Genomic DNA, 10,294 nt, shown 5'->3' with positions numbered 1-10,294 from the left:
GTCGGTGCACGCCAAGAGCTACAGCTCGATTTTTTCCACACTGTGCTCGAGTCGCCAGATCGACGACGCGTTCGAGTGGTCGGAGGACAACCCACACTTACAGCGCAAAGCGCAGATCATCGTCGACTATTACCGCGGCGACGACGCCCTCAAACGTAAAGCGGCGTCAGTGATGCTCGAGTCTTTCCTGTTCTACTCCGGGTTCTATCTGCCGATGTACTGGTCCTCGCGTGGCAAACTCACCAACACCGCCGACCTGATCCGGCTGATCATCCGTGACGAAGCCGTGCACGGGTATTACATCGGCTACAAGTGTCAACGGGGACTGGCCGAGCTCACCGACGCCGAACGCGCCGAACACCGTGAGTACACCTACGAGTTGCTGCACGCCCTGTACACAAACGAGGTCGACTACGCCCGTGACCTCTACGACGTACTGGGCTGGACGGACGACGTCGTGCCCTATATGCGCTACAACGCGAACAAGGCGCTGGCCAACCTCGGATACGAGCCCGCGTTCAGCGCCGACACGTGTCGGGTGAACCCGGCGGTGCTCTCCGCACTCGATCCCGGCGCCGGCGAAAACCACGACTTCTTCTCGGGTTCGGGCAGCTCCTATGTGATGGGATCCCACCAGCCCACCGAGGACGCCGACTGGGATTTCTGACCAGCGCGACGACAGCCGTTCGACGAGTAGTGACGTCGGCCAGCCAGGCCAGTGCGGATTCAGCCGGGTCCAACGCCGGGGCCGCAGGCGCGCTCACACGGGCAACAGCTGGTCGATCACGTTAGCGAGTTGGTTGGCCGAGCGGCACTCGTGCATCGCGATCACCTCGGCGTAGCGGGGCACCGCCGAATCGCCGCTGCCCCAAAGGTGTTTGGGCTCGGGGTTGAGCCAGTGCGCGTGCCGGCTGGCGGTCACCAGGTGGGCCAGCACACCGGTGGCCGGGTCGCGGTAGTTGGTTCGGCCGTCGCCGAGCACCAAAAGCGAACAGCGCGGCGACAACACGTTCGGGTAGTTCTCGGTGAACGACACGAACGCGTTGCCGTAGTCGGAGTGGCCGTCGCGGGTGTACACGCCCGACTCCCGGGTGATCCGTTGTACAGCCACCGCGAGGTCGGCGTCAGGCCCGAACATATGGGTCACCTCGTCGGCGGTGTCGATGAAGGCGAAAACTCGGACCCGGGAGAACTGTTGGCGCAGCGCGTGCACCAGCAGCAGGGTGAAGTGGCTGAACCCGGCAACCGAGCCGGACACATCGCACAGCACCACCAGCTCGGGCCGGGCCGGGCGAGGTGTGCGCAGCACCAGGTCGATCGGTACCCCGCCGGTGGACATCGAGCGGCGCAGCGTCTTGCGCAGGTCGATCGCGCCGGCCCGGGCGCGGCGCCGCCGGGCGGCCAACCGGGTGGCCAGGGTGCGCGCCAGCGGGGCCACCACCCGGCGCATAGCGCGCAGCTGTTCGCCGGAGGCACGCAGGAACTCGACGTTCTCGGTCAGCTGCGGGATGCCGTACATCTGGACGTGGTCGCGGCCCAGCTGTTCTGCGGTTCGGCGCTTGGTCTCCGATTCGACGAGCTTGCGCAGCTGGGCGATCCGCTGGCCGGCAATGGCTGTGGCGATCTGCTCCTGGGTGGGGGTGGGCTCGTCGCCGTACGGCGCCAGCAGCCCGGCCAGCAGCCGGCCCTCCAGCTCGTCGAGTGCCAGCGCCTTGAGCGCCTGGTACGACGAGTACGACGGGCCGCGGCTGGAGCGGTAGCGGCCGTAGACCTCGACGATCTGGGCGATCATCGCCGCCAGCCGCTCGTCGAGCTCGGCGAGACCAGCGTTGTCGGTGAGCAACTCGAGCAGCATCGCCCGCATAGCTTCGACGTCGCCCGGTGGCAAGGCGGCATCGTCGTCTCCGCCTGCCACCGCGGTCCTGCCGCCCAGCGCGGCCGGCCACCACAGGTCGAACATGGCGTCGTAGGTGTCCCGGTGTTCGGGCCGGCGCAGCACCGCGCAGGCCAGCCCCTCGCGCAGCACCTGCCGATCACCCAGCCCGAGCACCGCCAACACCCGGCCGGAATCGACCGTCTCCGACGGTCCCACCGAAATTCCTTGACCGCGAAGCGCTTCGACGAAGCCCACCAGGTGGCCCGGGATGCCGTGCGACGCCAGCGGCTGCGGCGGACGGGTGCGGCGGACCATCAGCAAGTCGTCAGTTCAGCCGGAGTTCTCCGGCCGCGCGTTGTCGGTCGGACTGGTGTTTGAGCACGACGCCCAGGGTCGCGGCCACGGTGGCGTCGTCGATGGTGTCCAGCCCCAGCGCCAGCAGGGTGCGGCCCCAGTCGATGGTCTCAGCCACCGACGGCAGCTTCTTCAGCTGCATGCCGCGCAGCACGCCGACGATGCGCACCAACTCCGCGGCCAGGTGCTCGGGCAGCTCGGGCACCCGGGAGGCCAGGATGCGGCGTTCCAGGTCGGGGTCGGGGAAGTCGACATAGAGGAACAGGCAGCGGCGTTTGAGCGCCTCGGACAGCTCCCGGGTGGCGTTGGAGGTCAGCACCACGAACGGCGCCCGCGACGCGGTGATGGTGCCCAGCTCGGGAACGGTGACCGCGAAGTCGCTGAGCACCTCCAGCAACAGGCCCTCGATCTCGATGTCGGCCTTGTCGGTCTCGTCGACCAGCAGCACCGTCGGCTCGGTGCGCCGGATCGCGGTCAGCAGCGGGCGCGACAGCAGAAACTCCTCGGAGAACACGTCGGATTTCACGGCGTCCCAGCCCCCCCCACCAGCGGAACCGGCTGTGCTCGTCTGGATACGCAGGATCTGCTTGGCGTGATTCCACTCGTAGAGCGCGCGAGCCTCGTCGACACCCTCGTAGCACTGCAGCCGCACCAGCCCGGACCCGGTGGCGGCCGCGACGGCGCGGGCCAGCTCGGTTTTGCCGACCCCGGCCGGGCCCTCGACCAGCAGCGGCTTGCCCAGCCGGTCGGCAAGGAACACCGCTGTCGCTGTAGCGGTGTCAACCAGGTAACCGGTCTCGGCCAGTCGCCGGGCGACGTCGTCGATGTCGGCGAAGAGCGGGATGGACCGGGCGGGAAGGGTCACGTGGTGTTTCTCCTAGGCCCTAGGCCGGGCGGGTGTGGCCGTCGCCCCACACCACCCATTTGGTCGACGTCAGTTCCGGCAGCCCCATCGGGCCGCGGGCGTGCAGCTTCTGGGTGGAGATGCCGATCTCGGCGCCGAAGCCGAACTGCTCGCCGTCGGTGAACGCCGTCGACGCGTTGACCATCACCGCGGCGGCGTCCACCTGCTCGGTGAACCGCTGCGCGGCAGCCATATTCGTGGTGACGATGGCTTCGGTGTGACCCGTGCCGTACTCGTTGATGTGGGCGATCGCGTCGTCGAGCCCGTCGACCACGCCCAGCGCGATGTCCATCGTCAGGTATTCCCGCCGCAGATGGTCCTCGGTGGCCGGCGCCTCGGCGTCACCGTGCACGGTCACCCCGGCGGCGATCAGCGCGCCCACCAGCCGCGGCACCGCGGAATCGGCGATCGCCGTGTCGACCAGCAGCGTCTCAGCGGCGTTGCAGACGCTGGGGCGGCGGGTCTTGGAATTCAGCAGCACCCGCTCGGCCACCTCCAGGTCGGCGGCCTCGTGGACGTAGACATGGCAGTTGCCGACGCCGGTCTCGATCGTCGGCACCTGCGCATCGCGCACCACCGCGTCGATCAGTCCCGCTCCCCCGCGCGGGATCACCACGTCCACCAGGCCGCGGGCCTGGATGAGGTGGGTCACGGTCGTGCGATCAGCGCTGTCGAGCAGCTGCACGGCGTCGGCGGGCAGGTCCTCGCTGACCAGCGCAGCCCGCAGCACATCGACGAGGGCGGTGTTGGAGGCCGCCGCCGACGAGCTGCCGCGCAGCAGCACCGCGTTGCCGGACTTGAGCGCCAGGCCGAACGCGTCGACGGTGACGTTGGGCCGGCCCTCGTAGACGATGCCGACGACACCGAGCGGAACCCGCTGCTGGCGCAGCGCCAGCCCGTTGGGCAGGGTGTAGCCGCGCAGCACCTCGCCGACCGGGTCGGGCAGTCCGGCGACCTGGCGCAGGCCGGCGGCGATGCCGTCGACGCGCTGCGGGTTCAGCGCCAGCCGGTCCAGCATCGCGTCGGGGGTGCCGGCGGCCCGCGCCACGTCGAGGTCGTGTGCGTTGGCCGCCAAGACGTCGTCGACGCGGACCAGCAGCGCATCGGCGGCGGCGTTCAGCGCGCTGTCCTTGGCGACCGTCGGCAGCGACGCCAGCGTGCGGGCGGCGGTTCGGGCCCGGCGGGCGGCGTCATGCACCTGTTGACGCAGGTCCGTCGAGTGAGCTGACGGGGGTGCGGACACACTCATCACCTCAGGGTATCCGGCAGGCATGCGCAGTCCGCTGCCGGCTGCTCTGTGGCAGGCTGACGAAGGTCCCCCGTTGCTGAAGCCGAACCCGGCTGCATAGCCTCGGCGACATGGCGATACCGGTATGTCGGGTATGTGTGGTGGGCAGCGCGAACGTCGACACGGTGTTCGACGTCGCCGCGCTGCCGCACCCGGGTGAGACGGTGCTGGCGGCCTCGGCCCGGTCGACACCCGGCGGCAAGGGCGCCAACCAGGCGGTGGCGGCGGCCAGGGCCGGCGCGCGGGTGCAGTTCATCGGCGCGGTGGGTGACGACGACGCGGGCGCACTGCTGCGCCGGCATCTGCGGGAAAACCGGGTGGGCATCGACGGGCTGGTCACCGTGGCGGGCCGCAGCGGGTCGGCGGTGATCACGGTGGACGCCGCCGGGGAGAACACCATCGTCGTCGCGCCCGGTGCCAACGCTGCGCTGACGCCAGACTCCGTCGCCGTGCGCGACTGCGAGGTGTTGTTGCTGCAGTTGGAGATCCCGGTCGCGACGGCGGTGTCGGCGGCAAGGACGGCGCGCACAGCCGGGGCGGTCGTCGTCGTCAACGCCTCACCGGCGGGCGCTGATCCGGCGCAGCTGGCCGAGTTGGCCCATGCGACCGACGTGGTCGTGGTCAACGAAACCGAATCTGCCGATTGGGTGTGGCCCGTCCAGCACCGCGTGATCACCCGCGGCGCACGCGGAGCGCGCTACCTCGGCGCCGACGGTGCGCTCGACGTGCCCGCCCTAACGGTGGACGCCGTCGACACCTCCGGCGCCGGCGACGTGTTCGCCGGTGTGCTGGCCGCCGGGTGGACCGCCGGGCATCAGAATGCGCTGCGGCGGGCCTGCGCGGCCGGTGCGTTGGCGACCCTGGTGCCGGGCGCCGGCGACTGCGCACCGACGGCCGCGGCGATCAGCGACGCGCTGGGTGGCTGAGTCACATCAGGGGCGAAGTCCCGGCAGCCTATTCGGGTATCTCCCGTTCGATCTCATCCAGCCAGATCCACGCCGACATGTCCGACGGCGCCCGCCAATCGCCGCGCGGCGACAGCGAACCCCCGGCGGACACCTTGGGTCCGTTGGGCAGCGCGGAGCGCTTGAACTGGCTGAACGAATAGAACCTCTGCACAAACACTTTCAGCCAGCGCCGGATATCGGCCAGCGAGTAGGCCAGCCGGTTGTCCGCGGGGTAGCCGGGCGGCCACGCGCCGCGTCCGGCGTCGCTCCAAGCGTGCCAGGCCAAGAATGCGATCTTCGCCGGCCCGAACCCGTAACGCAGCACCTGAAACAACGAGAAGTCCTGCAGCGCGTACGGTCCGACGACGTCCTCGCTGCGCTGGATCTCCTGACCTTCCCCGGCAGGCCCGGCCGGAACCAGCTCCGGGGTGATCTCGGTGTGCAGCACCGACGCCAGCACCTCGCAGACGTTGGTGTCGAACTGGCCCGAGCTGATCACCCAGCGGATCAGGTGCTGGATCAGCGTCTTGGGCACCCCGGTGTTGACGTCGTAGTGCGACATCTGGTCACCGACTCCGTAGGTGGACCAGCCCAGCGCCAGCTCCGAGAGGTCGCCGGTGCCGAGGACGATGCCGCCGCGCTGGTTGGCTATGCGGAACAGGTAGTCGGTGCGCAGGCCGGCCTGAACGTTCTCGAACGCCACGTCGTACACCGCCTCGCCACGGGCGAACGGGTGGCCCAGCCGGGCGAGCATGAGGTTTGCCGTGTCGCGGATGTCGATCTCTTCGAAGGCGACGCCCAGCGCCCTGCTCAGCGCTATCGCGTTGGCCCGGGTGTGCTGACCGGTGGCGAAACCCGGCAGGCTGAACGCCAGAATGTCACTGCGCGGCCGGTTTTCGGAATCCATCGCCCGGGCGGCGACGATCAGCGCGTGTGTCGAGTCCAGTCCACCGGAGACACCGATGACCACCTTCGGGTGGTCGAGGGCTCGCAGCCGCTGCGCCAGCCCGGACACTTGGATGTTGTAGGCCTCATAGCAATCCTGTTGCAGCCGCGCCGGATCCGACGGCACGAACGGGAATCGCGTCACCTCCCGCCGCAGCCCGATGTTGCCGCCGGGCGGACCGAGGGTGAACTCCACCCGACGAAACGACTCCACTGCGACGCGGTGGTGGCGGCGGTTGTCGTCGAAAGTGCCGATACGCAGCCGTTCGCAGCGCAGCAGGCCGGTGTCGACGTCGGCGGTCGAGCGTTGCGGCGCCCTGGGGAATCGCTCGGATTGAGCCAGCAGGGTCCCGTTCTCGAAGATCATCGTCTGCCCGTCCCAGGCCAGGTCGGTCGTCGACTCGCCCGGACCGGCGGCGGCGTAGACGTAGGCGGCCAGGCAGCGCTGCGACGCCGAGCGGGCCAGCAGGCGGCGTTCGTCGGCGCGGCCGATGGTGATCGGGCTGCCGGACAGGTTGGCCAGCACCGTCGCACCGGCCAACGCAGCGTGCGCGCTGGGCGGCACCGGCACGAACATGTCCTCACAGACCTCGACGTGCACCACGAAGTCGGGCAGGTCGGCGGCGGCGAACAGCAGATCCGGCCCGAGCGGCACCTCGAACCCGCCCACCCGGATGACGCCGCGCTCGTCGTCGCCGGGTGCGACCTGACGCTGCTCGTAGAACTCCCGGTAGGTCGGCGGATACGACTTGGGCACCACCCCGAGAACATGGCCGCGGTGGATGACGACGGCGGTGTTATAGACGCGGTGCCGGTACCGCAGCGGCGCTCCCACCACCACAACCGGCAGCAGATCCGCCGAGCCCGCGACGACGTCGCGCAGCGCCGCCTCGACGGCGTCGAGCAGGCTCGCCTGCAGCAGGATGTCCTCGACGGAGTATCCGGACAACGTCAGCTCCGGGAACACCGCCAGCGCGACACTGTCGTCGTGGCAATCCCGCGCCAGCCGCAGCACCGACGCGGCGTTGGCCGCCGGGTCGGCGAGCGTGGTGCGGTGCGTGCAGGCCGCGACGCGGACGAACCCGTGCCGATAGGCGTTGTAGAAGTCCATCCGTGCCATTGTCGTACATCCAGTCTCGAATACCCTGGAACCCCATGGATGCTCCCGAACCGGTCGTGGTGCTAGCGGTGGGGCGCGGGTGAGCCGGCAGCTCGGACAGCTCGGGCGCCAAAGGCAGCAGCTCACCGCCGATCAGCGCAACGCTTTCCTGGCCGCGGTGCTGGGCTGGACGATGGACGCCTTCGACTACTTCATCGTGATCTTCGTCTACGCCGACATCGCGGCGACTTTCGGCCACACCAAGACCGAGGTCGCGTTCCTCACCACCGCCACCCTGGTGATGCGGCCGGTCGGGGCGCTGCTGTTCGGCCTGTGGGCCGACCGGGTCGGGCGGCGCCTGCCGCTGATGGTGAACGTCACCTTCTACTCGGTCGTCGGGTTCCTGTGCGCCTTCGCGCCCAACCTCACTGTGCTGGTGATCTTGCGGCTGCTGTACGGGATCGGCATGGGCGGCGAGTGGGGGCTGGGTGCGGCGCTGGCGATGGAGAAGATCCCCGCGCAGCGCCGAGGCCTCTTCTCCGGACTGCTCCAGGAGGGCTACCTGTTCGGCTACCTATCAGCCACCCTGGCGTCGCTGCTGGTGACCGACTGGCTGGGGCTGTCGTGGCGCTGGCTGTTCGGCCTGAGTATCCTGCCGGCGGCGATCAGCCTGATCATCCGGTACCGGGTAAACGAATCCGAAGTGTGGCAAGCATCCCGGGGCCGGATGCGGTTGACCCGCACCGGAATCCGCGATGTGCTGGCCGATGCCAAGATCATTCGCCGGTTCTGCTACCTGGTGGTATTGATGACCGCCTTCAACTGGATGAGCCACGGCACCCAGGACGTGTACCCGACGTTTCTCTCCGCGTCCCACCAGGGCGGCGCCGGGCTGGGAGCGGCGACGGCCAAATGGATCGTGGTGGTCTACAACGTCGGTGGCATCGTCGGTGGGCTGGTCTTCGGCTCGCTGTCGCAACGGTTGGGGCGCCGCTACGCGATCATCTCGTGCGCGGTGCTGGGGTTGCCGGTCGTGCCGCTGTTCGCCTACTCGCGCAGCGTCGGAACGCTGTGCTTGGGGTCGTTTCTCATGTTCGCGTTCGTGCAGGGCGCGTGGGGTGTCATCCCCGCACATCTGACCGAGATGTCGCCCGATGCGATCCGCGGTCTCTACCCCGGGGTGACCTATCAGCTGGGCAATCTGCTGGCCGCTTTCAATCTGCCCTTCCAGGAGCAGCTGGCGTCCTCACACGGCTACCCGTTCGCGTTGGCGGCGACTATCGTGCCGGTGCTGATCGCCGTCGCGTTGCTGACGCTGATCGGCAAGGACGCCACCGGGATTCGCTTCGGAGGATCAGACCCTTAGGTGCGAGCGTGCGTGTCCCCGGCGGCACGCCGGGCGTGCCGCCCGGGACCACGCACGCTCGCATGGACGGGTTACACCGCGACCAGGTCGTCGGCGTGCACCACGGGCCGACGCTGCTCGGAGGGCAGCTCAGACGTCGACCTCCCGATCATGGTGACCAGTTCGGCCGCGTCGTAGCTAACAACACCGCGGGCCACCACCGCGCCGTCCGGGCCGCACAGCTCGACGACGTCACCACCGTGAAACCGGCCGGTCACCCCGGTGATGCCCGCCGGCAGCAGCGACCGGCGCCGAGCCAGCACCGCATCGACGGCACCGTCGTCCAAGGTCAGCGTCCCGGCGGCGTCGGCGGCGTAACGCACCCAGAACCTGCGCGCCGACAGCCGGTGCGGCCGCGCAGCGAACACCGTGCCCACCGACGCGTCACCCAGCGCGGTGGCCGCGTCGGCGGCGGCCGCCAGCAGCACCGGCACCCCGGCGTCAGCGGCCAGCAGCGCCGCGGACACCTTCGACGCCATCCCGCCGGTGCCCCGGTGACCGCTCTGCCCGGCCACCACGCCGTCCAGGTCCGCCGGTCCGGACACGTCGCGAACGAAGCGCGCCGGCCCCTTGCGCGGATCGCCATCGTAGAGGCCGTCGATGTCGGAGAGCAGCACCAACGCGTCGGCGCCGATCAGATGTGCCACCAGGGCCGAGAGCCGATCGTTGTCGCCGAACCGAATCTCGTTGGTGGCCACCGTGTCGTTCTCGTTGACAATCGCCACCGCATGCAGTGCCCGCAGCCGGTCCAAGGTACGAGAGGCGTTGGTGTGCGACACCCGCAGCGACACATCGTGGGCGGTGAGCAACACCTGCCCGACCGCGCGGTGATAGCGGGCGAACGCCGCACTCCACGAGTTGACCAGAGCGACCTGCCCGACGCTCGCGGCGGCCTGTTTGGTGGCCAGATCGGTTGGGCGCTTGGACAGTCCGAGTGGTTCGATGCCGGCGGCAATGGCCCCCGACGACACGATGACGACATCGGAGCCGACTTTCATGCGCGCCTCGATCGCGTCGGCCAGCGCCGCCAGCCGGCCGGCGTCGAACATACCCTTCGGCGTGGTCAGTGCGGCGGTGCCGACCTTGACGACGACGCTGCGCGCAGCGCGGATGGCATCCCGTGCGGTCATCGGTCGGGCTCGCTGTGTTCGCTGTGTTCGCTGTGTTCGCTGTGTTCTCGCCGGGCACGGCGGGCGGCTTTGCGTTCGGCGGCACCGACCCGGTCGGTGCGGTCCAGCCGAACGTCGCTGCCCCGCCGTGACATCGGCCCGAAGTGCCCTACGTCCGCGCCCGCGGGGGCGGCGGGCTCCCAGTCGAAGGTCATCTCGCCGATGGTCACCGCGCAACCGGGTCGCGCGCCCAGCCGCAGCAACTCGTCCTCGACGCCGAGCCGCGCCAGCCGGTCGCCGAGGTAACCGACCGCCTCGTCGTTGCCGAAGTCGGTCTGGCTGACCCAGCGCTGCGGACGTGTCCCGG

Annotated in this window: 9 protein-coding genes; 3 read left to right on the top strand and 6 right to left on the bottom strand. The window is 69.5% G+C overall.

Translation table 11 applies throughout. The features are described 5' to 3' along the window. Positions 1–667, top strand: a 667-nt coding sequence (locus AC2VOP_RS10345; RefSeq protein WP_486960871.1) for a ribonucleotide-diphosphate reductase subunit beta, incomplete at its 5' end; no start/stop codon positions are given. Between the two features lie 93 nt (positions 668–760). Here the strand turns inward: AC2VOP_RS10345 and AC2VOP_RS10340 are convergent. Genes AC2VOP_RS10340 through AC2VOP_RS10330 form a run of 3 tightly spaced genes read right to left on the bottom strand, consistent with a single transcriptional unit; the run spans position 761 to position 4,383 of the window. Next, a complete protein-coding gene (locus AC2VOP_RS10340; protein ID WP_486960872.1) occupies positions 761–2,194 on the bottom strand; it encodes a vWA domain-containing protein in 1,434 nt (477 codons plus the stop codon). A gap of 7 nt (positions 2,195–2,201) precedes the next feature. Next, the gene (locus AC2VOP_RS10335) at positions 2,202–3,095 is read right to left on the bottom strand and encodes an AAA family ATPase (protein ID WP_486960870.1); all 894 of its coding nucleotides are present in this window, start codon (positions 3,093–3,095) and stop codon (positions 2,202–2,204) included. A 19-nt stretch (positions 3,096–3,114) separates the two neighbouring features. Continuing rightward, complete coding sequence (locus tag AC2VOP_RS10330; RefSeq protein WP_486960869.1) at positions 3,115–4,383, bottom strand: glutamate-5-semialdehyde dehydrogenase; 1,269 nt, start codon at positions 4,381–4,383, stop codon at positions 3,115–3,117. 110 nt (positions 4,384–4,493) lie between these two features. On the opposite strand from AC2VOP_RS10330, the gene AC2VOP_RS10325 reads away from it, so the two are divergent. Beyond that, positions 4,494–5,348 carry a ribokinase gene (locus tag AC2VOP_RS10325; protein ID WP_486960868.1) on the top strand — a complete coding sequence of 285 codons (855 nt, stop codon included), beginning with the start codon at positions 4,494–4,496 and terminating at the stop codon, positions 5,346–5,348. 28 nt (positions 5,349–5,376) lie between these two features. On the opposite strand, the gene AC2VOP_RS10320 is transcribed toward AC2VOP_RS10325, so the two are convergent. Then, positions 5,377–7,425 (bottom strand): NAD(+) synthase, encoded by a 2,049-nt coding sequence (locus AC2VOP_RS10320; RefSeq protein WP_486960867.1) that lies wholly within the window; start codon positions 7,423–7,425, stop codon positions 5,377–5,379. An 88-nt stretch (positions 7,426–7,513) separates the two neighbouring features. Here AC2VOP_RS10320 and AC2VOP_RS10315 point away from each other — a divergent pair, with 88 nt between their 5' ends. Next, a complete protein-coding gene (locus tag AC2VOP_RS10315; protein WP_486960866.1) occupies positions 7,514–8,779 on the top strand; it encodes an MFS transporter in 1,266 nt (421 codons plus the stop codon). Positions 8,780–8,850: 71 nt separating this feature from the next. Here the strand turns inward: AC2VOP_RS10315 and proB are convergent, their stop codons facing one another. Both proB and cgtA read right to left on the bottom strand, forming a co-directional pair. Continuing rightward, the gene (gene proB, locus AC2VOP_RS10310; protein ID WP_486960865.1) at positions 8,851–9,948 is read right to left on the bottom strand and encodes a glutamate 5-kinase; all 1,098 of its coding nucleotides are present in this window, start codon (positions 9,946–9,948) and stop codon (positions 8,851–8,853) included. Next, a partial coding sequence (gene cgtA, locus AC2VOP_RS10305; RefSeq protein WP_486960864.1) for an Obg family GTPase CgtA occupies positions 9,945–10,294 on the bottom strand: 350 nt, incomplete at its 5' end. The genes cgtA and proB, both read right to left, overlap by 4 nt.

The sequence above is a fragment of the Mycobacterium sp. TH-M106 genome (assembly GCF_057473765.1).
This window is presented reverse-complemented; position numbering and strand designations above follow the sequence as displayed.